Origin of the sequence: Streptomyces sp. NPDC093510, assembly GCF_040683555.1 — a bacterium.
GTDB lineage: Bacteria > Actinomycetota > Actinomycetes > Streptomycetales > Streptomycetaceae > Streptomyces.
Genome location: NZ_JBFBEE010000005.1, coordinates 19,069 through 40,033, shown reverse-complemented (window position 1 = coordinate 40,033; position 20,965 = coordinate 19,069). Strand labels below are relative to the sequence as shown.

Here is a 20,965-nt window from a genome sequence, read left to right as displayed (position 1 = left end):
ACGATGTGGTGGGAAAGATGTGTGGAGAAAGAAGGGCTGAAGTCATGGCGCAGCAGGTGCAGGGCGTGATCGCGCGGGCGAAGGGCGAGCCGGTGAGGATCGAGACGATCACCGTCCCTGATCCGGGTCCGGGAGAAGCCGTGGTGAAGGTCCAGGCGTGCGGGGTCTGTCACACCGACCTGCACTACCGCGAGGGCGGCATCAACGACGACTTCCCGTTCCTGCTCGGGCACGAGGCGGCGGGCGTCGTCGAGTCGGTGGGCGAGGGCGTCACCGAGGTCGCGCCCGGCGATTTCGTGATCCTCAACTGGCGCGCGGTGTGCGGCCAGTGCCGCGCGTGTCTGCGCGGCCGCCCCCAGTACTGCTTCGACACGCACAACGCGAAGCAGAAGATGACCCTGGCCGACGGCACGGAGCTCTCCCCGGCCCTCGGCATCGGGGCCTTCGCCGAGAAGACCCTCGTCGCCGCCGGTCAGTGCACCAAGGTCGACCCGGCCGCCTCACCCGCCGCGGCCGGACTCCTCGGCTGCGGTGTGATGGCGGGCATCGGCGCCGCCATCAACACCGGCGGCGTAGGCCGGGGCGACTCGGTCGCGGTCATCGGCTGCGGCGGCGTCGGCAACGCCGCGGTCGTGGGGGCCCGCCTCGCGGGTGCCGCGCGGATCATCGCCGTCGACATCGACGACAAGAAGCTGGAGACGGCGAAGGGCCTCGGCGCCACGCACACGGTCAACTCCCGCTCCGCCGACCCCGTCGAGGCGATCCGTGAGCTGACCGGGGGCAACGGAGCCGACGTCGTCATCGAGGCCGTCGGCCGCCCGGAGACGTACGAGCAGGCCTTCTACGCCCGCGACCTGGCGGGCACGGTCGTCCTGGTCGGTGTCCCGACACCGGAGATGAAGATCGAGCTGCCGCTGCTCGACGTCTTCGGGCGCGGCGGCGCGCTCAAGTCGAGCTGGTACGGGGACTGTCTGCCGTCCCGCGACTTCCCGATGCTCATCGACCTCTACCAGCAGGGGCGCCTGGACCTGGACGCGTTCGTCACGGAGACGATCGCACTGGAGGACGTGGAGAAGGCATTCGAGCGCATGCACCACGGTGACGTCCTCCGTTCGGTGGTGATGTTCTGATGGCGGCCGAAGCAACGGACGGCGCGCGCGTCGACCACCTCGTCACGTCGGGGACCTTCTCGCTGGACGGCGGCACCTGGGACGTCGACAACAACGTCTGGATCGTGGGCGACGACAGCGAGTGCGTCGTCATCGACGCCGCCCACGACGCCGACGCCATCGCGGACGCGGTGGGGGAGCGCCGCCTCGTCGCGATCGTCTGCACGCACGCCCACGACGACCACATCGACGCGGCCCCGGCGCTCGCGGCCCGCACGGGCGCGCCGATCCTGCTGCACCCGGCCGACACGCAGCTGTGGAAGCAGACGCACCCCGACCGTGCCCCGGACGGAGAGCTCTCCGACGGGCAGGAACTGGCCGTCGCGGGCACGGTCCTGAAGGTGCTGCACACGCCCGGCCACTGCCACGGCGCGGTGAGTCTGCACGCGCCCGGTCTCGGCACGGTCTTCACCGGGGACACGCTGTTCGCCGGCGGCCCCGGCGCGACGGGCCGTTCCTTCAGTGACTTCCCGACGATCGTACGGTCCATCAGGGAGCGGCTGCTGACCCTGCCGCCCGAGACGGTGGTGCGCACCGGACACGGCGACAGCACCACGGTCGGTGCCGAGGCGCCGCACCTGGAGGAGTGGATCGCGAGGGGTCACTGACGCCCGGTTGTGCCGTAGATGTACGCCTTCATGGCCCCGTGTGGATCGCCGCGCGGGGCCATGAGGCGTACTGGCCCTGTTCCGCAATCTTCGATAAGTTAGGCAAGGCTTACCTAATGGAGGTTGAGGATGGGTGTCCGTCACAGCAGCACGACCGTGCCCACAGCGGCGGCACGCGCTCGTTCAGTGCTCGCCACCGCATGGTCCTGCGCGGTGACCACAGAGATCGGCAAGGACGAACTCGTGGGCGCGCACACCGTCACCGAGGACGGCAGGATTCTGCTGTCACCGCCCGAGGACAGCGCGCTCGCCGCCGCCCTCATCTGCGCGCCACGCGGGGAACCGTCCACCCTGGTCGAGTTCGCCGATGTCGCGCCGGTGCCGCTCAGGGACCGGATTCGCGCCCGGCTCTGGCTCTCCGGGACCCTGACGTACGAAGCGGAGCAGCTGGTCTTCGAGCCCACGTGCGCGGTGCTGCACGACTCGACCGGGGAACGCCAGGGGATCGAGCTCGACGAACTCGCCCTGACCGTCCCCGACCCGCTCGCCGAGGCCGAGTCGCGCCTGCTCACGCATCTCGCCGACGCCCACCCCGACGCCGAGCAACTCACCCGACTCATCAGCCCGGACAGCCTGCAAGGCGTGGTGCGCGTCCGCCCGCTCGCCATCGACCGGCACGGAATCTCTCTGCGCCTCGAACGCGCCCGCGGCCAGGCGGATGTCCGCCTCCCCTTCCACCAGCTCGTCGAGGACGTCACACAGGTGACGGAGTGCATGCACGCACTCCTGATGAAGGCACGCCTCTCAAACACGCGGCGCGGGCGGCCCGTCGGTGGCTGACCGCATCGACCGCAACGCCAGCACCAACACCCCGATGTCGTCGAGGAACACGGGATCGGGCAGCAGATCGGTCGGCAGCACGAGATAGGCGACCGCGCCCCAGAAGACCCACTGCCGCTCGACGGGAAGCCCGGCTCTGCGCAGGGCGCGGCGGGTCCGGACGAGACGTACGACCAACACGATCGCGACAACGAGTGTCGCGGCGACCAGAACGGCGGCGCCGACCAGGAGGACGGTGAGGTCCGTGCTCATACTCACGTACGTTAATCCCGTTGAGGTCCGGCGTCGCGTAGGCATGATGGCCGGGTGACGAATCAGCCGAAGCCCACGCAGCCCACCTCGCCCCTCGCCCCCGTTCAGCCCGGCGCGCCCGTCCAGGCACTGATCGTCGTCGACATGCAGTCCGCTTTCGTCGCGGGCGACGAGGCCGTCCCCGACGCGGAACGGCTCCTGGACCGCGTGCGGGGTCTGCTCGCGAAGGCCCGCGACAACGGCGCCCTCGTCGTCCAGCTGCAGAACGACGGAGCCCCCGGCACCCCCGACGAGACGGGCAGTCCCGGCTGGGAGCTCCACCTGCCCGTCGACATCGGGCGCGGCGAGGCCGTCGTGCGCAAGACCGTCGACGACGGCTTCGAGGAGAGCCCCCTCGAAGGGCTGCTGCGCGACGCCGGCGTGAAGGAACTGGCCGTCTGCGGAGTGATGTCGGAGATGTGCGTCAGGGCCACGGCGAGCACCGCCCTGGAACTCGGCTTCCGCGTCGTCCTGCCGCACGACGCGCACGCGACGTACGACATCCCGGCCGCGGCGGGCATCAGCGACGTGGTGCCCGCGGCGACGGTGTCCCGCGTCGCGGAGTGGACCCTCGGCGACGAGGTCGAGATCGTCGCGCGGGCGGCCGACGTCAGCTTCACGAAGCCGTAGCGGCGCGCGTGGCCGACGCGTCGTCCGCGTCCTTCCTCCGCCCCCTCCATTGCCGGAGCTCCTGGGCCCGGTGATCGTCCTCGAAGCCCGGACCGAGAGGACCCACGCGCTCGTACGCCTCTTCGGTGCGTGGGTCGTCCCGGCGGGCCAGCCCCCAGGCGGCCTCCAGCCGGAACAGCTGGTCGTCGTCGTCCAGCCCGGCCATCAGGGCGTCCGTGACGGCGGGCGCGTCGTCCCGGGAAGCGGCCAGGGTCACCACCGCGCCACGCCGCACGGCGACGTCCGGACTCCCGGTCATGAGGAGCAGAGCCTCGGTGACCTCGGGGTGCGGGACATCGTCGTTCGCACCCACCGAGCACGCCCTGAGCCGCACTTCCGCGTCGGGGTCCCGCGTCAGCGCGAGCATCACGTCCCGGGCGGCCGCTGAGCGCAGGCCGTTGTTCGTGACGAGCGTCCAGGGCACTTCACGGCGTACGCGCGGATCGGAGTGGCCCGCGTGGCGGAGCCCGATGGCCTCCTGGCCGGGATGTTCGTACTCGGTGAGCGCACCGAGCACTTTGGCGAGCACTGCGCTGTCCGTCTCCTCGGCGGCCCAGGCGAGCAGGAGCTCGTTCTCCTCCTTCCCGTAGTGCTTGTCGCCGGTGTCGACGAACGAACGCATCCGCAGGTAATCCGCCACGAACCGCCGGCGCGCCGGGTCCCGGTGGTGGCGGTGGGCGATCACGGCCGACCAGGTCTCGTCGCTGCGGCGCCCGACGAGGACCCAGCAGGCGGCGAACCAGTCGACATGCTCCTCGTCCGGCTGCCGGACGGCCCGGGCGACCAGTTCGTCGACCGGGGTGAGGATGAGGAAAGCCCACTCCAGCGCGCTCAGGACGGCGCCGTGACCGGCCCGCACGGTGAGTCCCCCGAGCGAGACCCGCTCGACCCAGTCGTACGCGTCGTCCGTGACCCTCTCCGTGGTGACGGGACCCACCGCGCCGGTCCTGCGCCGCAGCTCCCGCGCCGCCCCTGTCTCGTACCAGCCGCGGGCCAGGGCGACGAGCCGGCCACGAACGGCCTCCGGCAGCCGCAGCCGGGGCTCGGTGCCCAGCACGGCCGAGAAGACCGCGTATGACCCGCCGTCGACCGCACGCCACAGAGGCGTGGTCCCGTCCGGCAGCAGCCGATCGGGATCGGCCCCACCGTCCACCAGCGCCGCGGCGACCGCCGCGTCGTACGCCGCCACCGCCGCGCACAGCACCGGCAGTCCGTTCGCGTCCGCCGTGTCCGGATCGGCCCCCTCCGCCAGCAACACCCGCACCGCCTCGGCGTCCCCCGCCACAACCGCCGCTGTGAGCCGACCACCGCGTCCGTCCCCGCCCATGCACAGGCCCCCTTGATCCGGACGACACCATAAGGTGTGTACACAAGGGGTGCGGCGGGGATTTACTCGCCGCATGACTGACATAAATGGAATGCTGACCGGCAAGGCCGTCATGATCACCGGTGCGTCGAGCGGAATCGGTGAGGCGGCAGCCCGCCTGTTCGCCGCCGAGGGGGCCGCGGTCCTGCTGATGGCCCGCCGCGAGGACGTACTGAAGCAACTCGCCCACGAGATCAACGAATCGGGCGGCCGCGCGGCGGTCAGCGCGGGCGACGTCGCGGACGAGGAGGATGTCCGGCGCGCCGTCGACGCCACGCGCGAGCACTTCGGCGCCCTGGACGCGGCGTTCAACAACGCGGGCTACGCAGGCGACGTCCTGGCGCCCCTGCACGAACTCGACCAGGCCGTCTTCGACCGGACCATGGACGTCAACGTACGCGGCACCTGGAACTGTCTGCGCGCGCAGATCCCGGTGATGCTCGAAGCCGGGAAGGGCGCGATCGTCAACACGGCCAGCACCGCCGCCATGGTGGCCACCGGCGCCCCCGTGCCCTACGTGGCCGCCAAGCACGCCGTGCTCGGCATGACCAGGGCCGCCGCGGCCGAGTACGCCCCGCACGACATCCGCATCAACGCCCTCGTCGTCGGCACCACCCGCACGGACATGATCAGCCAGGCCGTGGAGGCACACCCGGAGCTGGAGCGGGCCTTCGTCGCCCGTCAGATGCAGAAGCGCATGGCCGAACCGGCCGAGATCGCCCAGGCGGCCCTGTGGCTGTGCAGCGACCGCGCCTCGTTCTCCACGGGGGCGGCGCTGGCCGTGGACGGCGGCCTGACGTCCAACTGACAGCGGGCCCGCTGCCGCTCCGCCCGGCTGGGGCCTGTCCGGTGGGTCATGGCGCCGATCGCGGGGTCCGGCACGCCCATCTGCACCGGAAGGCGGACGCCACTCCCTTGCGCCCCGACCCACCGGACAGGCCCTAGAGGGGCAGCGCGCACACCGCGAGCGGGGCCGCGAACGGCTTGCCCGTGAGACGGAGTGCGCCGCTGCGCCCGTCGACCTGGAAGACGCTCACCGAACTCGACTTCTGGTTCGCCGCGAACAGCAGCCGCTGGGACGGGGAGAACGCGAGCTGCCGGGGGAAGTCCCCGCCGACGGAGACCGTGTCGAGGAGCCGCAGCCGGGCTCCGCCGCCCTCGATCGCGTACCGCGCGATGCTGTTGTGCCCCCGGTTGGCGAGGAAGGCGAAGCGCCCCTCGCGCGTCACCACGAGCTGCGCCGGATAGCTCGTGCCACCGCTGGTGCCGGTCGACTGCGGCTTGCCGGGCCTGAGGCGGCCGGTCGCGGGGTCGTACGCGCAGACGACGACCGTGTCGTCCAACTCGTTGGCGAGGTACGCGAAGCGCCCCGACGGATGGAAGGTGAGGTGGCGCGGACCCGCTCCCGGCCGCAGGCTCGCGTACGAGACGCGGCGGAGCGTGCCCGCCTTCTCGTCGAGGCGGTACGTGTAGACGGTGTCGTTGCCGAGGTCGACGGCGAGGACGTGACGGCCGTCCGGACTCGTACTGATCTGGTGGGCGTGCGGCCCTTCCTGACCGGGGCCGGGCGGCGGCGCGGAGTGCGTGACCAGGTCCGTCCGTTCCCCCAGCGCCCCCGACGCACCGATGGGGTGGACGGCCACGCTGCCGGAGAGGTAGTTCGCGCTGAGCAGCCAGCGTCCGCCGGGGTGCACGGAGAGGTGGCAGGGGCCCTGGCCGCCGGTGTCCCGCGTGCCGAGGACGTCGTGCTTGCCGGAGGAGGAGAGCGCGACGGCGGTCACGCCGCCCTTCGCCCGCTCGTTGACGGCGTAGAGCGTGCGGCCCGAAGGGTGCAGCGTCAGGTAGGAGGGGTCGGGGACGCCGGTGAGCGTGCCGGTGCCGGTGATGCGTCCCGTCACGTCGTCGTACGTCGCCATGCCGATGCCCGAGCCGCCGCCGTCCTGTGAGGTGTACGTCCCCAGGAACAACTGCCGTTCACGGCGCGGGCGGTGGGCCGCGGAGGAGGCGGGGTCCCGGCGTGCGCGCTCGGGGCGTTCCGGGTCCGCCGTTCCCGACGGTGCGCAGGCCGACGTGGACGACACCGCGCCCGCGCAGGCCGCCCCGACGAGCGCCCCGATGAACCGCCGCCGCCCCGGCCCGCTCCCGGAACCCGTGGCCGACCCTGCTCCGCTGCTCATGTCTGCACCTCGTGCGTCGGTGGTGACGGATGTGGCAGTCACAGTGCCTGGTTCGCGAGGGCGCGGACAAGATGCACGCACGTCGGCGCGGCGTGGTGGCCGCGTTCGGGGTCGCGGGCATCGGCGCGGGCATCGTCGCGGGCACCAGGGCGGCCGCCCCCGCCGCGACGGGAGAGTTCCGAGGTGACGCCCGCCTCGGCCCCCGACTTCGTCCACCTGCGCAGGACCGGGGACGGGGCGTGGGAGGTCGGAACGTACGAACGGGGTGCGCGCCGCCCCCTCGCCCGGCACGAGGACGAGTCGGCGGCCTGCGCCCAGCTGCTACGCGAGCTGACCTGACCGCGCACGCGGCGGTCCGAGGGCGGTCTCCGGTCCGCTCTCGGCCCCGCAGGCGTCCACGCCGTGCGCGCCCCACGCGGGGAACGGATCGTACGAAGGGGCCTCCTCGCCCTCGGTGAGCAGGCAGCGCTCCAGGGCGGCCCGCAACTCCGGGGCGCGCAGGCCGACGCCGATGAAGACGAGCTCCTGCCCCTGCGCGTCGTCCGTGGTGCGCGCCCCCGAGGGCTCGAAGCGTGCGACGGAGCCCGCCTGCGACCAGAGTCCGGTGATCCGGGGCCGGCTCGCCAGCCAGAAGAATCCCTTGGACCGCAGGATCCGCCCGAAGGTCCCGCTGTCCATCTCCTCCGTGACGAAGGACCACAGACGGCCGGGGTGGAAGGCGCGTCCGGCACGGAACACCGTGCTGGAGATGCCGTACTCCTCGGTCTCCGGCACGTGGTCGCCGTTCAGCTCCCGCACCCACCCCGGCGCCTGCTGGGCCCGCTCCAGATCGAACAAACCGGTGTCGATGATCCGGGGGAGGTCCACTCGTCCCAGGGTCGCGGGTACGACACGGGCGAGCGGGTTGAGGCGGGCGAGGGCGGCGGCGAGCCGGTCGGCGGTCTCCGCGTCGACGAGGTCGAGCTTGTTGAGGACGATGACGTCGGCGAACTCGACCTGGTCGACGAGGAGGTCGCTGACGGTGCGCTCGTCGTCCTCGTACTGATCCAGGCCGCGCTCCACCAGGCCGTCCCCACCGGCCAGTTCGGGCAGGAAGTTCGCGGCGTCGACCACCGTCACCATCGTGTCGAGGCGGGCGAGGTCGCCGAGCGTCGCGCCGTCGTCGCGCGGGAACGCGAACGTCGCGGCCACCGGCATCGGCTCGGAGATGCCGCTCGACTCGATGAGGAGATGGTCGAAGCGGCCCTCGTCGGCCAGCCTGCCGACCTCTTCGAGCAGGTCGTCGCGGAGCGTGCAGCAGATGCAGCCGTTGGTCAGCTCGACCAGGCGTTCCTCGGTGCGTGAGAGGGCCGCCTCGCCGCCGCGCACCAGTGCGGCGTCGATGTTGATCTCGCTCATGTCGTTCACGATCACCGCGACGCGCAGGCCGGCGCGGTTGGCGAGGACGTGGTTGAGCAGGGTCGTCTTGCCCGCGCCGAGAAAGCCGGACAGGACGGTCACGGGCAGCCGGCCGCGCGCCACGGGTCGTGCGTGCGTCATGCGCGTCGGCTCTCCGGGCGCAGCAGGCCGCGCTCGTACGCCTTGGCCAGGCGCTGCGGCACCATGTGCGCCACGCCGTCGACGGTGACGGGCACCAGCTGCGGGGTGGTGGCCTTCCACTGGGCGCGGCGGTGCCGGGTGTTGCTCCGGGACATCTTCCGCTTCGGTACGGCCATGGGGTCCTCCTTGTGGATGTGCGGGGCGATGGGGCGATGGGGCGATGGGGCACAGGCAACGCTATATGAAAATGAATCCCATTAACAAATGGTGCCCGGTCGTGGCTCGGGTTGACCCCTACGTCACGTCAGGCCGCAGGCTGTGCGTCGACGAAAGGCGAGGTCCATGAGTTACACCGTCGGTCAGGTCTCCGGCTTTGCGGGGATCACCGTCCGCACCCTGCATCACTACGATCGGGCCGGGCTGCTCACGCCCGGCGAGCGCAGCCCCAGCGGCTACCGCCTGTACAGCGACGCCGATCTGGCCCGGCTTCAGCAGATCCTCTTCTACCGCGAACTCGGCTTCGCCCTCGACGAGATCGCCGAGATCCTGGCCGACCCGCAGGCCGACGCCCTTGCCCAGCTCAAGGCGAGACGCCGGGCGCTGCGCGAGCAGATCGGCAAGCTGGAGCGCCTGGTGGAGGTGGCCGAGCGGGCCATGGAGGTGCAGCAGACCGGAGTGCGCCTCAGCCCCCGGGAGCGGTTCGAGGTGTTCGGCGAGATCACCTTCGACTTGAGCTACGCCACCGAGGCCGAGTTGAAGTGGCGGGACAGCCCGGGCCACCGGGCGGCCATGCGGAGCGCGGCCGAGCACTCCAAAGAGGACTGGGCGCGGCTCATGGGCGAGGCCGCGCGGTGGCGGGAGGAACTCCTCGACGCCTTCGACGCCGGGGAGCCCGCGGACGGTGCACGGGCGCGGGAGCTCGCCGAGGCACATCGGCAGCACATCGCCCGCTGGTTCACGCCGTGCCCGCCCGAGATGCACCTGCGCATCGCGGACGACTTCGCCGAGGATCCGCGCGCCTTCGCGCTCGTCGTCCCGCCGTCACGGCAGCGGCCGGGGCTCGCCGCGTATCTGCGGACGGCGGTGGGAGCGAACGCCGAGGCCCGCGTCAGGTCTCAGGCTCGACGTGACGCCGAGGCCAACCCTCACGCTGAACCTGAGGTCGAGAGTGCCGCCCCCTCTGCCCCCTCTGCCTCAGCCTCCCTCTCCGCCCTCGAAGGAGAGCGATGACGCGCATCCTGATCACCGCGGCCGGTTCGTACGGCGATGTCGCCCCCTACACCGGCCTCGGCTTCCGGCTCCGCGAAGCCGGATACGACGTCGCGCTTGCCACGCACGACTCCTTCGCGCCGCTCGTCGAGGCCGCAGGACTGCGGTTCCGCGCCCTGCCCGCCGACACGGGGACACGGCCGCGGACGGGCGGCCGCAAGGAACTGATGCGGGCCGCCTCGGTCTTCGTCCGGGAGCTCGGGGGCGGCCTCGCCGACGCAGCCGTGCGGGGCGCGGACCTGCTGGTGCTCTCCACCACCACGGCGCCGCTGGGCTGGCAGCTCGCGGAGGCGATGGACGTACCGGCCCTCGGGGCGTACCTCCAGCCGACCCATCCCACACGGGCGTTCCCGCCCGCCGTCGGCGGCACGCGGTCGCTCGGAGGTTTCGGGAACCGCGCCCTGGGACGCTTCTCCCTGCGGATGGTCGACCGTGTCTACGCCGACGCGGTGCGCGATCTGCGCGCCCGCCTCTCGCTGCCCGTCACCGCGCCCGGTGTGGTCCGCGCCAGGCAGGAGAGGGCGGGGTGGCCGGTGCTGCACGGCTTCAGCCCGGCCGTGGTGCCGAGGTCGGCGGACTGGCGTGCCGGACTCGATGTCGTCGGGAACTGGTGGCCGCACGTCGACCCGGAGGACCGGCTGCCGCCGGAGCTCGACGACTTCCTCCGGGCCGGGCCGCCGCCGGTGTTCATCGGATTCGGCAGCATGGCGGCGGGGGAGGGTGAGCGGCTGAGCGAGATCGCGGTGGCGGCGCTGCGCGCGGCCGGGCTGCGGGGCGTGCTCCAGGCGGGCAGGGCAGGGCTCGACGCGTCAGGCGACGACCTCCTCACCGTCGCCGAGGTGCCGCACGCCTTGCTGTTCCCCCGGGTGGCGGCCGTGGTGCACCACGCGGGGGCGGGGACAGCGGCGGCGGCGCTCCGTGCGGGCGTCCCCGCCGTCCCCGTGCCCGTCACCGCGGACCAGCCCTTCTGGGCCGCGCGACTCGCCGCCCTGGGCGCGGCGACCGGCCCGGTCCCGTACAAGGAACTCACCGCGCCCCGGCTGGCGGAGGCGATCGGCCGGGCGGTCGGCGACGACGCGTACGCCCGTGCCGCCGAACGCCTCGCCCGGGTGATGGCCGCGGAGGACGGCGCCGGACACGTGCTGAAGGCGATCGAGCGCATGTCCTGACGGCGGAGGTGACCGGCCGGCCCGGAGTTCAGGGGCGCCCTGTTGCCGGCACCTCCTCCCCGGCGGGGACGGGCCCCGGCGGCGTGCCGTCGCCGAAGGGACGGCCACCCAGCTCCTCCCGGTGATGCGGCGTCAGCCAGCCTGCGAGATCCGGGCCCAGCGGCACGATGCCGGTCGGATTGATGCCGGTGTGGACTTGGTAGTAGTGCCGTTTGATGTGGTCGAAGTCGATGGTGTCGCCGAACCCCGGGGTCTGGAACAGATCCCGTGCGTACGCCCAGAGCACCGGGTCCTCGGCCAGCTTCCAGAGGTTGCACTTGAAGTGGCCGTGGTAGACCGCGTCGAACCGCACCAGCGTGCTGAACAGGCGGATGTCCGCCTCCGTGAGGGTGTCCCCGACGAGGTAGCGGCGGGTCGACAGGCGCTCGGAGGTCAGCTCCAGACGGCGGAACACATCGCGGCACGCGGTCTCGTACGAGGACTGGTCGGGGGCGAAACCCGAGCGGTACACGCCGTTGTTGACGTCGCGGTAGATGCCGTCCATGACCGTGTCGATCTCGTCGCGCAACGGCTCGGGGTACAGATCCGGCGCGCCCTCGCGGTGCAGGGCCGTCCACTCCGTGGCGAAGTCCAGCGTGATCTGCTGGTAGTCGTTCGTCACCAGCTCGCCGCTCGGCACGTCCACGAGGGCGGGCACGCTGACGCCACCCGGACAGCCGCTCTCCCGGGCCTCGTACGCCTCACTGAGGAAGCGGATGCCGAGGACCGGGTCGCGGTCGTCGGCGTCCAGCGTGAACCGCCAGCTCCGGTCGTCCTGGATCGGATCGGTGACGGCCAGGGACACGGCGCTCTCCAGGCCGAGGAGGCGCCGCGCGATGAGCGCCCGGCCCGCCCAGGGGCAGGCCCGGCTCACTACCAGGCGGTAGCGCCCGGCCTCCACGGGCCACCCGTCCCTGCCGTCCGCGGTGACGCGGTCGGCGAAGTGGCTCTTGGAGCGCTTGAACTCCTTGTGTCCGTACGAGGCGTTGCCGTCCTTCGCGCTCATGACTGGCTGCCTTCCCGTGCGCGGGAACGGGGCATCGGCGCCCGCTCCGCGGGCGGCCCCGGATCGATGGCTCGCGGGGGCGGCGCGAGGTCGTAGATCCGGTCGATGAGCACCGCCTCGTTGCCCGCGAGGCCCGCGCGGCGCAGGGCCTCGTCGGCCTCCGCGATGGGACCCGCGAGCAGCGTCGCCGCGGCCACGGGGGAGACCGACGCGGAGTCGGAGAGCGTGGCGCGCGCCGTGTGCAGCAGGCGCAAGCAGGCCTGGGCGGCGAGCAGTTCCTCGGACGTCGTGCCGGTCATGTCGAGCGACTCCTCTGCGCTGGGTGGCGTGGTCGGCATCGTGGGATGCCGTCTCCACTCTCGCGCACGGGTCTGACAATGGCGCCCTACGCGGCCCTGGCGCGGCGGGTGAGCCGCAGGGTGAGGCCGTCCGGCATGAGGGTGAGGCGTTCGGCGACGCGCAGTCGGTAGCCCGGTTCGGCGTGCAGGTCGTAGCGGCGCAGGAGCAGTCCGAGCACCAAGGTCGCCTCGTGCAGCGCGAACTGACGTCCTATGCAGGCGCGTGCGCCGGTGCCGAACGGCTTGAAGACATGGGCGGGCCGTGCGCGTACGGCCGAAGGGGCGAACCGGTCGGGGTCGAACTCCTCGGGACGCTCGCCCCACGCCGCCGGATCACGGTGCAGCATCGTCGCGAGCACCAGCGCCCACGCGCCGCGCCGCATCGGGTGGACGCCCCCGAGCAAGGTGTCCTCACGGGCCTCGCGAGCGAACCCCGGGGCGGTCGGCCACAGCCGCAGCGACTCGTCGAGCACCCGGCGCACGTAACGCAACTTGGCCACCTGTTCGTACGCGGGTTCCCCTTCGGCGCCCCAGACCTCGTCGACCTCGGCCCGCGCGCGGGCGAGCACTTCCGGTGAGCGTGACAAGTAGTGCAGCGCGAACGACAGGGCGCCGGACGTCGTCTCGTGGCCGGCGACCAGGAACGTGATGACCTGGCGGCGGATGTTCTCCGGAGTGAGCCGCTCCCCGGTCTCCGGGTGGGCGACCTCCAGCATGCGGTCGAGCAGGTCGCCCTGACCGCCCGATCCGGGCGCGGCGCGACGGGCGGCGATCACCGCGTCGACCGTGCGGTTGAGGTAGGCCATGTCGGCGTCGTTGCGCCGGTCGGCGCCGCGCAGCACCAGCGGCGTCAGCAGGGGCGGCACGACGTTGCGGCGCTGGGCGAAGGAGAGCGTGCCCACCATCGCCGACACGAACGGGTGCGGCGCCGACCGCTCGAAGGAACCGAAGTCGTGCCCGAAACCGGTGCGGGCGATCGTCTCCAGCGTCAGCTTCGTCATGTCGCCCGGCACGTCGACTGCCCGGCCCGCCGCCTCGCGCTCGTCCCAGCGCGCCGTCAGCTGCCGTGCGACGTCCAGCATCAGCGGGTGGTAGCCCGACATCGCCTCGCGGCTGAACCCCGGCGCGAGGATGTCGTGCGCCAGCTGCCAGTTGGGCTCGTGGTTGTACGCCGTGAAGAGTCCGTCGCCCGCGACCGGGCGGAGGTTGGCGACGCCGAGCCCGACGTGCTTGGCGAACCTCGACTCGTCGGCCATGTCCGCGGCGAGCTCGGCGCCCCACACGAAGACGAACTCCTTGCCGAACGCCTTGCGCCGGAAGATCGGGCCGAGCCTGCGGGCCATCCGCATCGAATCCTGCAGCGGCGTACGGACATTGGCGCCCAGGATGTCGCCGAGCAGGGGCAGCCGGTGCGGCGGATGCGGGATCCGGTGCAGCTCGGGCCAGCCGAGCTCGGCGCTGCGGAACCCCTTCGGGGGAGCCGGGGGAGCGGTGGGCGCGCCCCGTCCGTCAGGACCGTCCGCCGCCGCTGACCGCGTCGTCTGCGCCATGCCCATCTCCCTTGTCCGACGGGCCCGTTGGGCCTGTTGTACGTGGATTCAACAGGAGATCCCAGTCTGGTACCGCTATTGAATCGGCGTCAAGTAAGGTGCCTGCATGGCCGCGAATCCCCAGGAGCGCACGCGCCGCAGGCTGAGCACCGAGGAGCGGCGTGAGCAGCTGCTCTCGGTCGGGGCGCGGCTCTTCGCGCAGAAGCCGTACGACGACGTGTGGATCGAGCGGGTCGCCGAGATCGCCGGTGTCTCGCGCGGGCTCCTGTACCACTACTTCCCGACCAAACGGGACTTCTTCGCCGCCGTCGTGCACCGGGAGAGCGAGCGCATGCTCCGCCTGACGGCGGCCGTCCCGGGACTGCCGGTGCACGAGCAGATCAGCGCCGGCCTGGACGCGTTCCTCGGCTACGTGGAGAGTCACGCGCAGGGCTTCCGCGCTTTCCACCGGGCCGAGGCGGCGGGCGACCCGCTCGTCCGCGAGGTCTACCGCAACGGCCTCGCGGCCCAGGAGCGGCAGATCCTCGCGGCCCTCGCCGCGGACCCGGACGCCACGGACATCACCCAGGACCTGCCGGCGCTGCGCCTCGCGGTGCGGGGCTGGCTCGCGTTCATGGTGGCGGTCTGCCTGGAGTGGCTGGAGGAGCCGGACCTCTCGCGGGAGCAGGTGCGGGACCTGTGCGCGAAGGCGCTGCTGGGCGCGATCACCTGTTGAGGCGGAGTGCCTCGCGCAGGCGGGCGGCGTCCGTGAAGAGGTGACCTCGCACGCCGAGGGCCTCGGCCGCGCGGATGTTCTCCTCGCGGTCGTCGACGAAGAGGACGCGGTGCGGCTCGGTGGCCAGGGCGTCCAGGCACCAGCGGTAGGCGCCCGGTTCGGGTTTGGCGTGGCCGATGCGGCAGGAGAAGGCGCGCACCTCGAAATGCCGGAGCCACGAATGCCGCTCTTCGTAGTGGGCGGCCAGTTCCTCGGGGATGTTGGAGAGCAGTGCCGTCGGCCGGCCCTCGTCCGCGAGTTCCCCGACGAGCGCGACCATGGTGTCGTCGACGTCGCTCCAGCCGGCCAGGTCGGCCTCGATGAGGCGCGTGATCCGGGCGTCGCCGAAGTCGGTGCCGAGGGCGTCGGCCACCTGCCGCCAGTACTCGGGGCCGGTCACGTCCCCGCGGTCGTACGGCTGTCGCAGCCCCCAGTAGGAGTCCCAGAAGGCCGGTTCGGGTCCGCCCGCCATGGCGGCCAGCCGCCTCTTGCCGTCCTCGGACTGGTGACGCGCGATGACGCCGAACATGTCGAAGAGGACTATGTCGTGCGGCATGGCGTCGTGTGCGGTGTCATGCGCGGCGGAGGGGTTCCGGCTGCTGTGGTCCATGGGGTCATGCCTTTCGTACGGTGACGCCCGCCGCGGCCAGCGCGTCGGTCTCCTCGTCCGGTGCCGCGTCGTCCGTGACGACGGCGTGCAGGGCCGTCGCGGGGGCGACGAGGGCCAGGGCGGTGCGAGAGAGTTTGGCGGCGTCCGCGACGGCGACGACACGGCGGGCCGAGGCGATCGCGGCACGTTTGACGGCGGCGTCGTCCAGGTCGTAGGCGGTCAGGCCGTCCGCCGCCGTGAGGCCGCAGCAGCCGATCACGGCCGTGTCGAAACGCAGTGCGGCCAGGGACGCCGTGGTCAGCGGACCGGTGAGGGCCAGCTCGCCGGGGCGCGGCCGGCCGCCGGGCACGAGCAGCGTCACATCCGGCGCGCCCGTCAGCGCGTTCACGGCGTGCAGCGACAGGGGCATGACGGTCAGGCGTCGGTGCTCCAGTGCGCGGGCGACCTCCAGGCAGGTCGTGCCGCTGTCCAGGACGACGGACTCCCCGTCGGCGAGCAGCCCGGCCACCGCGGCGGCGATGCGCCGCTTTACCGCGACGCCCTCCTGCTCCCGCAGGGCGAACGGTGGTTCCTCGCCGCGCAGCAGCAGGCTCCTGGCACCACCGCGGTAGCGCTCCAGGACGCCCTGCTCCGCCAGGACCTCCAGGTCGCGGCGGATGGTCATCTCGGAGGCGCCGGTGAGCCCGGCGAGTTCCGTCACGCCGATCCGCCCCGCCTCGCGCACGGCGTCGGTGATCTGCCTCAGTCGTTCTGTACTGGCCACGCCCACATCAAACTCCATACGTGTTCGATAATCAATCTTTCGAACACCAATCATGTTCGTTATGTTCGGAGGCATGGAAAGAACACTCCGGGCCGGCCGGCTGGCCACCTTCGCCTACTTCGCGCTGAACGGCTTCCTCATGGGCATGTGGATCGTCCACATCCCTGCCGTCGAGGACCGCGCCGGCATCAGCCACGCCGTCCTCGGGTGGCTCCTCCTGCTGCTCGGAGCGGGCGCCTTCGTGGGCATGCAGATCGTCGGTCCGCTCACGGACCGGCTCGGCGCCCGCACTGTCGTACCGGTCAGCGCGGCTCTGTGCGCCGGGGCCCTGGTCCTGCCGGGACTCGCCGCGAACGTGTGGGCGCTCGGCGCGGCACTGCTGGTGCTCGGCTTCGGCAACGGATGCCTGGACGTCAGCATGAACGCCCACGCCGTACAGGTCGAACGAGGCTACCGACGGCCCGTCATGTCCGCCTTCCACGCCACGTTCTCCATCGGCGGTGTCCTCGCCGCGCTGGTCGGCGCCCGCACGCTCAGCTGGGGCTGGAGCCCCGCGGCGACGCTCGGCGCGGTGGCGGTGCTCGGCATCGTGGCGGCCGCCTCGTCCGCTCCCGCGTTGCTGCGGCCCGAGCCGCCGCACCCCGGGGCCGGACGGGCCACGGAGCAGGAGGCGTCCGCGACGCCGCGGCGTGGAACTCCCCGGCGGATCTGGGCGCTTGCGACCCTCGCCTTCATGCTCATGCTGTGCGAGGGCGTGGCGAACGACTGGAGCGTGCTGCAACTGCGGGACGTCCTGGACGCACCCGACGCGACCGCCGCTCTCGCCTACGGGGCCTTCGCCACGGCCATGACGGTCGGCCGACTGCTCGCCGACCGGGTGGCCGCGCGGTCCGGCCCGGTGGCGATCCTCCGGTACGGGGCGGCCGTGGCCTCGCTCGGTTTGACGGTGGCGGCCCTGTCCCCCTGGATTCCGCTGGCGCTGGCCGGCTGGACCGTGTTCGGCGCGGGGCTCTCCGGCTGCGTCCCGCAGCTCTTCAGCGCCGCGGGACACGCGGACCGGGACGCGGCGGGCGCCAACGTCTCCCGCGTCGCGGGTCTCGGCTACCTCGGCATGCTCGCGGGCCCCGCTGTCATCGGCCCGCTGACCCACTTCATGCCGCTCAACCTCACGTTCTTCCTGCCCGTGGCGTTCTGCGCGGTCGCGGCCTGCACGGCGGGCGTCCTGCGGGACCGCGGGCCGGGCCGGGACGACCACGGTCACGACCAAGGGCAGGCTCAGGGCGCGGCGAAGCCCGTCAGGAAGTGATGCAGGAGCGTGCGGCGGGACTCGACTGCGGACAGCCGGTCCGCCGCCCAGAGGAAGAAGTCGTCGGCGATCGCGTCGAGCCAGTCGTAGGCCGGGTCGAGCGGGCCGGTGTCCGGTGCGGAGTAGGGGAGTTCGAACTCCGGCCCGCCACCGGAACCGGTACGTGAACCCGGCCCCGAGCCGGTGACGGTGAAGCGGCGGGTGCCGTCCGGCAGGGCCGCCTGTTCCACCGACACCGTCGCGCAGTCCCAGCGCCGCGCCCCGAACTGCAGCCAGAGCGTCCCGGCGGCGTGCTCCGCCCCGGCTCCGGCGCCGTACAGCGCGGCAGCGGCGTGCTCGCCGTTCCCGGGAAGGTGCACGAAGCCGTGGCAGCTGCCGCCGGGTGCGGAGGAGAGGAGCCCCGACGCGGGGTCCAGGTCCCACACCCGGCCGTGCCGGTCGTAGTCCGCCAGGAGCGTCATCAGCGGCGCGGGGCCAGGCCCAGTTCCCGGTCCACGGCGGCGCTGCTGCGGGTGGCGGCCTCGATGACCGCGCTCCAACTGCCGTACTTGGCGAACTGCTGGTCCGCCGTCGGGCCCAGCGGGTTGCCGTACTTCTTCATGTTGCGTGCCTCCAGCGCCTGCACGGCCTCGGGCGACATCCCCGCGCGCGTGATGTCCTTCGCCTCGTTGCGCATGTCGACCAGTGTGCGGGCGATCTCCTCGTCCGAACGGCCCGCGTCCCGCATACGGTCGGCCACGAGTTCCATGGTGTCCAGGAGTTGGTGATAGCGCATCCGGGTCTGACGCGCCTGCTCGCGCTGCTCCGGAGTCATCTCCCGGATCATGCAGACGGCAGAGTCCTCGCTGGTGCACGGCTTGTCGGCGACGGCCCGGGCGGCCGCGGCCTGGTGCACGGCGGGCGTCTGGGCGGCGTGCGCCTGCCCCGGAGCGACCAGGAAACCGCTCACCGAGGTGAGGAGAGGGAGGAGGAACAGGACGACGAAGCGGGCCAGGAAACCGCGGGCCTGGACCTGGACCTGTACCGGTGCCGGGGAGGCGGGCACGGATGTCGGCATGGGAGCGCACCTTCGCGTGAGGGTCGTGCGAGTGGGGGGGCGAAGCGGACGTTACGGCGAGAAGCCGAGGCCAGGTGCGCACGGCGACGGCGCGTTCGGGTGACTCACCCGGGCCGGTGACCGTCCATGGGTCACCGGCCTCGTGCAACGGTGTCAGGCCGCTCGCGCGGACCGGTGCCGGTGGGCCCGGACGAGGTCCGCGTAATGGCGGCCGCTCGCCTTCACCGTGCGGCGCTGCGTCGCGTAGTCGACGTGGACGAGGCCGAAGCGCTTGTCGTAGCCGTACGCCCACTCGAAGTTGTCCAGGAGCGACCACGCGTAGTACCCGGCGAGGGGCGCGCCCCGGCCCGCCGCGCGGGCGCACGCCGCCAGGTGCTCGCGCAGGTACCGGCTGCGTTCCACGTCGTCGACCGTGCCGTCGGCGCGGACCACGTCGGGGTACGCCGAGCCGTTCTCGGTGACGTACAGCTTGCGTGCCCCGTACTCCTCGGTCAGCCGCATCAGCAGGTTCTCGATGCCGTCCGCGTCGATCTCCCAGTCCATGCCGGTGTGCGGCATCTCGGGACGGTGGATCTGGCGGGCGAAGGGCGCGGGGCCCTTCGGGTCGTCGGCGACGACGGCAGGGAAGTAGTAGTTGAGGCCCAGCCAGTCCAGCGGCTGGGCGATGGTCGTCAGGTCGCCCGCCCGCTCCGGCAGGTCGACGCCGTACACCTCCCGCATGTCGGCGGGGAAGCCGCGTCCGTGCAGCGGGTCGAGCCACCAGCGGTTGGTGTGCCCGTCCACCCGCCGGGCGGCGGCGACGTCCTCGGGCCGGTCGGAGGCGGGCTCGACGGGGGAGAGGTTGTTGACGATGCCGACCTGCGCGCGGGGCGCCGCCGCACGGATCGCCTGCGCGGCGAGCCCGTGCCCCAGCAGCAGGTGGTACGAGGCACGCACGGCGGCCGTCAGATCGGTCAGGCCCGGCGCCATGCGGCCCTCCAGGTGGCCGATCCAGGCGGAGCACAGCGGTTCGTTCAGCGTCGCCCAGTGCGGCACGCGGTCGCCGAGCCGCTCGGCCACGACCGAGGCGTACGCGGCGAAGTGCTCGGCGGTCGCGCGCTCGGGCCAGCCGCCGCGGTCCTGGAGCGCCTGGGGCAGGTCCCAGTGGTAGACGGTCGCGTTGGGGGTGATGCCCGCTTCCAGGAGCGCGTCGACGAGCCGGTCGTAGAAGTCGAGGCCCGCCGCGTTGACCGGCCCGTCGCCGCCGGGCACGACGCGCGGCCAGGCGATCGAGAAGCGGTAGGAGTCGACACCTAGCTCCCGCATCAGGGCGATGTCCTCGGGCCATCGGTGGTAGTGGTCGCAGGCCACGTCGCCGGTGTCACCGCCGTCGACCGCGCCCGGGGTGCGTGCGAAGGTGTCCCAGATGGAGGGCGCGCGGCCGTCCTCGTCGACGGCCCCCTCGATCTGGTACGCCGAGGTGGCCACGCCCCACGCGAAGTCCCGGGGGAGCGCGGTGAGGTCCACGGCGGAGGGGTCGGTCAGGGTGGCGGGGTCGGTCACGGAGGTCCTTTCGGTGAGGGTCACTTGACGGCTCCTGCGGTGAGTCCGGCGACGAGGTAGCGCTGCAGGAGCAGGAATCCGGCGACGACGGGGATGCTCACGACGAGCGAGGCGGCCATGACCTGGTTCCAGTACACGTCGTTCTGGGTCGCGTAGCCCTGCAGCCCCACGGCGAGCGTGCGTGTGGCGTCGTTGGTCATGACCGAGGCGAAGAGCACTTCTCCCCAGGCGGTCATGAAGGCGTAGACGGCGACCGCGACGATGCCGGGGATCGCCGCGGGCACCACGACACGGAACAGCGCGCGCAGCGGCCCGCAGCCGTCGACCAGCGCCGCCTCGTCCAGTTCGCGCGGCACCGAGTCGAAATAGCCGATCAGCATCCAGATGGAGAAGGGCAGCGAGAAGGTGAGGTAGGTGAGGATGAGCCCGGCCCGTGAGCCGAACAGCGCGATGCCGGTGGCGTTGCCGACGTTGACGTAGATGAGGAAGAGCGGCAGCAGGAAGAGGATGCCGGGGAACATCTGCGTGGAGAGGACGGTCACGGTGAACACGCGCCTGCCGCGGAAGCGGTAGCGGCTGACCGCGTACGCGGCGAACACCGCGATGACCACCGAGCACACCGTCGCCGCGCCCGCCACGATCAGCGAGTTCATGAAGTAGTCGGCCAGCGGCACCGTCGTCCAGATGTCGATGTACGGCCGCACGGTGAACCCGCTGGGCAGCCAGCGGAAAGCACCGGACACGTCCTGCAGCGGTTTGAGGGAGCTGCTCACCATCACGTACACGGGAAGCAGCACGAAGCCGGTGAGCAGGGTCAGGAAGATCCGCCGCGACCACAGGAACGAACGTGGCGCGGCCATCGGTGAGCGGACTGCCATCGGCGGGCGGCTGGACATCGGCGAG

At 72.3% G+C, this 20,965-nt stretch carries 24 protein-coding genes; 10 read left to right on the top strand and 14 right to left on the bottom strand.

All coding sequences use genetic code 11. The features are described from left to right. The first annotated feature begins 44 nt into the window (after nucleotides 1–44). The 3 genes from AB0N81_RS09410 to AB0N81_RS09400 all read left to right on the top strand — a co-directional run bounded on the left by AB0N81_RS09410 (nucleotide 45) and on the right by AB0N81_RS09400 (nucleotide 2,617). A complete protein-coding gene (locus AB0N81_RS09410; protein WP_365357099.1) occupies nucleotides 45–1,130 on the top strand; it encodes an S-(hydroxymethyl)mycothiol dehydrogenase in 1,086 nt (361 codons plus the stop codon). Beyond that, a complete protein-coding gene (locus AB0N81_RS09405) occupies nucleotides 1,130–1,777 on the top strand; it encodes an MBL fold metallo-hydrolase (RefSeq protein ID WP_365357097.1) in 648 nt (215 codons plus the stop codon). Before AB0N81_RS09410 ends, AB0N81_RS09405 begins: the two co-directional genes overlap by 1 nt. Before the next feature lie 129 nt (nucleotides 1,778–1,906). Continuing rightward, the gene (locus tag AB0N81_RS09400) at nucleotides 1,907–2,617 is read left to right on the top strand and encodes a DUF2470 domain-containing protein (protein ID WP_365357095.1); all 711 of its coding nucleotides are present in this window, start codon (nucleotides 1,907–1,909) and stop codon (nucleotides 2,615–2,617) included. Here AB0N81_RS09400 and AB0N81_RS09395 read toward each other — a convergent pair. Further along, complete coding sequence (locus tag AB0N81_RS09395; RefSeq protein ID WP_365357094.1) at nucleotides 2,582–2,869, bottom strand: YkvA family protein; 288 nt, start codon at nucleotides 2,867–2,869, stop codon at nucleotides 2,582–2,584. The two genes, AB0N81_RS09400 and AB0N81_RS09395, sit on opposite strands and share 36 nt — an antisense overlap. A 54-nt stretch (nucleotides 2,870–2,923) precedes the next feature. On the opposite strand from AB0N81_RS09395, the gene AB0N81_RS09390 reads away from it, so the two are divergent. Continuing rightward, nucleotides 2,924–3,538 carry a cysteine hydrolase family protein gene (locus AB0N81_RS09390; protein WP_365357092.1) on the top strand — a complete coding sequence of 205 codons (615 nt, stop codon included), beginning with the start codon at nucleotides 2,924–2,926 and terminating at the stop codon, nucleotides 3,536–3,538. On the opposite strand, the gene AB0N81_RS09385 is transcribed toward AB0N81_RS09390, so the two are convergent. Continuing rightward, nucleotides 3,525–4,904, bottom strand: a complete 1,380-nt coding sequence (locus AB0N81_RS09385; RefSeq protein ID WP_365357091.1) for a HEAT repeat domain-containing protein — start codon at nucleotides 4,902–4,904, stop codon at nucleotides 3,525–3,527. The genes AB0N81_RS09390 and AB0N81_RS09385 overlap by 14 nt on opposite strands. A 73-nt stretch (nucleotides 4,905–4,977) precedes the next feature. On the opposite strand from AB0N81_RS09385, the gene AB0N81_RS09380 reads away from it, so the two are divergent. Beyond that, on the top strand, nucleotides 4,978–5,751 hold the full coding sequence (locus AB0N81_RS09380) for an SDR family NAD(P)-dependent oxidoreductase (protein ID WP_365357090.1): 774 nt from the start codon (nucleotides 4,978–4,980) through the stop codon (nucleotides 5,749–5,751). 133 nt (nucleotides 5,752–5,884) lie between these two features. Here the strand turns inward: AB0N81_RS09380 and AB0N81_RS09375 are convergent, their stop codons facing one another. After that, entirely contained in the window at nucleotides 5,885–7,120 is a 1,236-nt protein-coding gene (locus AB0N81_RS09375; RefSeq protein ID WP_365357088.1) for a lactonase family protein, read from the bottom strand. A 183-nt stretch (nucleotides 7,121–7,303) separates the two neighbouring features. Here AB0N81_RS09375 and AB0N81_RS09370 point away from each other — a divergent pair, with 183 nt between their 5' ends. Continuing rightward, the gene (locus tag AB0N81_RS09370) at nucleotides 7,304–7,459 is read left to right on the top strand and encodes a hypothetical protein (RefSeq protein WP_365357087.1); all 156 of its coding nucleotides are present in this window, start codon (nucleotides 7,304–7,306) and stop codon (nucleotides 7,457–7,459) included. On the opposite strand, the gene AB0N81_RS09365 is transcribed toward AB0N81_RS09370, so the two are convergent. Together AB0N81_RS09365 and rpmF are read right to left on the bottom strand one after the other, a co-directional pair. Then, nucleotides 7,442–8,659, bottom strand: a complete 1,218-nt coding sequence (locus AB0N81_RS09365) for a GTP-binding protein (RefSeq protein WP_365357085.1) — start codon at nucleotides 8,657–8,659, stop codon at nucleotides 7,442–7,444. The genes AB0N81_RS09370 and AB0N81_RS09365 overlap by 18 nt on opposite strands. Continuing rightward, nucleotides 8,656–8,835: a 50S ribosomal protein L32 gene (gene rpmF, locus AB0N81_RS09360; protein WP_365357084.1), complete on the bottom strand. Its 180-nt coding sequence runs from the start codon at nucleotides 8,833–8,835 to the stop codon at nucleotides 8,656–8,658. Before rpmF ends, AB0N81_RS09365 begins: the two co-directional genes overlap by 4 nt. 166 nt (nucleotides 8,836–9,001) lie before the next feature. Between rpmF and AB0N81_RS09355 the strand changes: the two genes are divergently transcribed. Together AB0N81_RS09355 and AB0N81_RS09350 are read left to right on the top strand one after the other, a co-directional pair. Further along, on the top strand, nucleotides 9,002–9,889 hold the full coding sequence (locus tag AB0N81_RS09355) for a MerR family transcriptional regulator (RefSeq protein WP_365357082.1): 888 nt from the start codon (nucleotides 9,002–9,004) through the stop codon (nucleotides 9,887–9,889). Further along, on the top strand, nucleotides 9,886–11,097 hold the full coding sequence (locus tag AB0N81_RS09350) for a glycosyltransferase (protein WP_365357080.1): 1,212 nt from the start codon (nucleotides 9,886–9,888) through the stop codon (nucleotides 11,095–11,097). Before AB0N81_RS09355 ends, AB0N81_RS09350 begins: the two co-directional genes overlap by 4 nt. Before the next feature lie 28 nt (nucleotides 11,098–11,125). On the opposite strand, the gene AB0N81_RS09345 is transcribed toward AB0N81_RS09350, so the two are convergent. The 3 genes from AB0N81_RS09345 to AB0N81_RS09335 all read right to left on the bottom strand — a co-directional run bounded on the left by AB0N81_RS09345 (nucleotide 11,126) and on the right by AB0N81_RS09335 (nucleotide 14,030). After that, a complete protein-coding gene (locus AB0N81_RS09345; RefSeq protein WP_365357078.1) occupies nucleotides 11,126–12,142 on the bottom strand; it encodes a glutathione S-transferase C-terminal domain-containing protein in 1,017 nt (338 codons plus the stop codon). Continuing rightward, nucleotides 12,139–12,441, bottom strand: a complete 303-nt coding sequence (locus AB0N81_RS09340; protein ID WP_365357076.1) for a hypothetical protein — start codon at nucleotides 12,439–12,441, stop codon at nucleotides 12,139–12,141. Before AB0N81_RS09340 ends, AB0N81_RS09345 begins: the two co-directional genes overlap by 4 nt. A gap of 86 nt (nucleotides 12,442–12,527) precedes the next feature. Beyond that, nucleotides 12,528–14,030 (bottom strand): cytochrome P450, encoded by a 1,503-nt coding sequence (locus tag AB0N81_RS09335; protein ID WP_365357074.1) that lies wholly within the window; start codon nucleotides 14,028–14,030, stop codon nucleotides 12,528–12,530. Between the two features lie 106 nt (nucleotides 14,031–14,136). Here AB0N81_RS09335 and AB0N81_RS09330 point away from each other — a divergent pair, with 106 nt between their 5' ends. Continuing rightward, a complete protein-coding gene (locus AB0N81_RS09330) occupies nucleotides 14,137–14,745 on the top strand; it encodes a TetR/AcrR family transcriptional regulator (RefSeq protein ID WP_365357072.1) in 609 nt (202 codons plus the stop codon). On the opposite strand, the gene AB0N81_RS09325 is transcribed toward AB0N81_RS09330, so the two are convergent. Further along, nucleotides 14,735–15,394, bottom strand: coding sequence for an HAD family phosphatase (locus tag AB0N81_RS09325; RefSeq protein ID WP_365357071.1), 660 nt, complete (start codon nucleotides 15,392–15,394; stop codon nucleotides 14,735–14,737). The two genes, AB0N81_RS09330 and AB0N81_RS09325, sit on opposite strands and share 11 nt — an antisense overlap. Nucleotides 15,395–15,398: 4 nt before the next feature. Continuing rightward, on the bottom strand, nucleotides 15,399–16,157 hold the full coding sequence (locus tag AB0N81_RS09320) for a DeoR/GlpR family DNA-binding transcription regulator (protein ID WP_365357070.1): 759 nt from the start codon (nucleotides 16,155–16,157) through the stop codon (nucleotides 15,399–15,401). Nucleotides 16,158–16,230: 73 nt separating this feature from the next. Between AB0N81_RS09320 and AB0N81_RS09315 the strand changes: the two genes are divergently transcribed. Next, the gene (locus AB0N81_RS09315) at nucleotides 16,231–17,463 is read left to right on the top strand and encodes an MFS transporter (protein ID WP_365357068.1); all 1,233 of its coding nucleotides are present in this window, start codon (nucleotides 16,231–16,233) and stop codon (nucleotides 17,461–17,463) included. Here AB0N81_RS09315 and AB0N81_RS09310 read toward each other — a convergent pair. From AB0N81_RS09310 to AB0N81_RS09295, 4 genes are all read right to left on the bottom strand, one after another. After that, a complete protein-coding gene (locus AB0N81_RS09310; RefSeq protein ID WP_365357066.1) occupies nucleotides 17,433–17,924 on the bottom strand; it encodes a hypothetical protein in 492 nt (163 codons plus the stop codon). The two genes, AB0N81_RS09315 and AB0N81_RS09310, sit on opposite strands and share 31 nt — an antisense overlap. Further along, complete coding sequence (locus tag AB0N81_RS09305; RefSeq protein WP_365357064.1) at nucleotides 17,924–18,520, bottom strand: hypothetical protein; 597 nt, start codon at nucleotides 18,518–18,520, stop codon at nucleotides 17,924–17,926. The genes AB0N81_RS09310 and AB0N81_RS09305 overlap by 1 nt, the downstream gene beginning before the upstream one ends. A gap of 153 nt (nucleotides 18,521–18,673) precedes the next feature. Next, nucleotides 18,674–20,044 carry a GH1 family beta-glucosidase gene (locus AB0N81_RS09300; RefSeq protein WP_365357492.1) on the bottom strand — a complete coding sequence of 457 codons (1,371 nt, stop codon included), beginning with the start codon at nucleotides 20,042–20,044 and terminating at the stop codon, nucleotides 18,674–18,676. Nucleotides 20,045–20,082: 38 nt separating this feature from the next. After that, on the bottom strand, nucleotides 20,083–20,922 hold the full coding sequence (locus tag AB0N81_RS09295) for a carbohydrate ABC transporter permease (RefSeq protein WP_365357491.1): 840 nt from the start codon (nucleotides 20,920–20,922) through the stop codon (nucleotides 20,083–20,085). Nucleotides 20,923–20,965 lie beyond the last annotated feature (43 nt).

Coding starts and splice junctions, on each gene's coding strand:
- AB0N81_RS09355 (WP_365357082.1), top strand. CDS start 9,002: ATGAGTTACACCGTCGGTCAGGTCTCCGGCTTTGCGGGGATCACCGTC.
- AB0N81_RS09375 (WP_365357088.1), bottom strand. CDS start 7,120: ATGAGCAGCGGAGCAGGGTCGGCCACGGGTTCCGGGAGCGGGCCGGGG.
- AB0N81_RS09340 (WP_365357076.1), bottom strand. CDS start 12,441: ATGACCGGCACGACGTCCGAGGAACTGCTCGCCGCCCAGGCCTGCTTG.
- AB0N81_RS09305 (WP_365357064.1), bottom strand. CDS start 18,520: ATGCCGACATCCGTGCCCGCCTCCCCGGCACCGGTACAGGTCCAGGTC.
- rpmF (WP_365357084.1), bottom strand. CDS start 8,835: ATGGCCGTACCGAAGCGGAAGATGTCCCGGAGCAACACCCGGCACCGC.
- AB0N81_RS09380 (WP_365357090.1), top strand. CDS start 4,978: ATGACTGACATAAATGGAATGCTGACCGGCAAGGCCGTCATGATCACC.
- AB0N81_RS09295 (WP_365357491.1), bottom strand. CDS start 20,922: ATGGCCGCGCCACGTTCGTTCCTGTGGTCGCGGCGGATCTTCCTGACC.
- AB0N81_RS09405 (WP_365357097.1), top strand. CDS start 1,130: ATGGCGGCCGAAGCAACGGACGGCGCGCGCGTCGACCACCTCGTCACG.
- AB0N81_RS09400 (WP_365357095.1), top strand. CDS start 1,907: ATGGGTGTCCGTCACAGCAGCACGACCGTGCCCACAGCGGCGGCACGC.
- AB0N81_RS09410 (WP_365357099.1), top strand. CDS start 45: ATGGCGCAGCAGGTGCAGGGCGTGATCGCGCGGGCGAAGGGCGAGCCG.
- AB0N81_RS09365 (WP_365357085.1), bottom strand. CDS start 8,659: ATGACGCACGCACGACCCGTGGCGCGCGGCCGGCTGCCCGTGACCGTC.
- AB0N81_RS09345 (WP_365357078.1), bottom strand. CDS start 12,142: ATGAGCGCGAAGGACGGCAACGCCTCGTACGGACACAAGGAGTTCAAG.
- AB0N81_RS09335 (WP_365357074.1), bottom strand. CDS start 14,030: ATGGCGCAGACGACGCGGTCAGCGGCGGCGGACGGTCCTGACGGACGG.
- AB0N81_RS09350 (WP_365357080.1), top strand. CDS start 9,886: ATGACGCGCATCCTGATCACCGCGGCCGGTTCGTACGGCGATGTCGCC.
- AB0N81_RS09330 (WP_365357072.1), top strand. CDS start 14,137: ATGGCCGCGAATCCCCAGGAGCGCACGCGCCGCAGGCTGAGCACCGAG.
- AB0N81_RS09395 (WP_365357094.1), bottom strand. CDS start 2,869: ATGAGCACGGACCTCACCGTCCTCCTGGTCGGCGCCGCCGTTCTGGTC.
- AB0N81_RS09385 (WP_365357091.1), bottom strand. CDS start 4,904: ATGGGCGGGGACGGACGCGGTGGTCGGCTCACAGCGGCGGTTGTGGCG.
- AB0N81_RS09310 (WP_365357066.1), bottom strand. CDS start 17,924: ATGACGCTCCTGGCGGACTACGACCGGCACGGCCGGGTGTGGGACCTG.
- AB0N81_RS09325 (WP_365357071.1), bottom strand. CDS start 15,394: ATGGACCACAGCAGCCGGAACCCCTCCGCCGCGCATGACACCGCACAC.
- AB0N81_RS09315 (WP_365357068.1), top strand. CDS start 16,231: ATGGAAAGAACACTCCGGGCCGGCCGGCTGGCCACCTTCGCCTACTTC.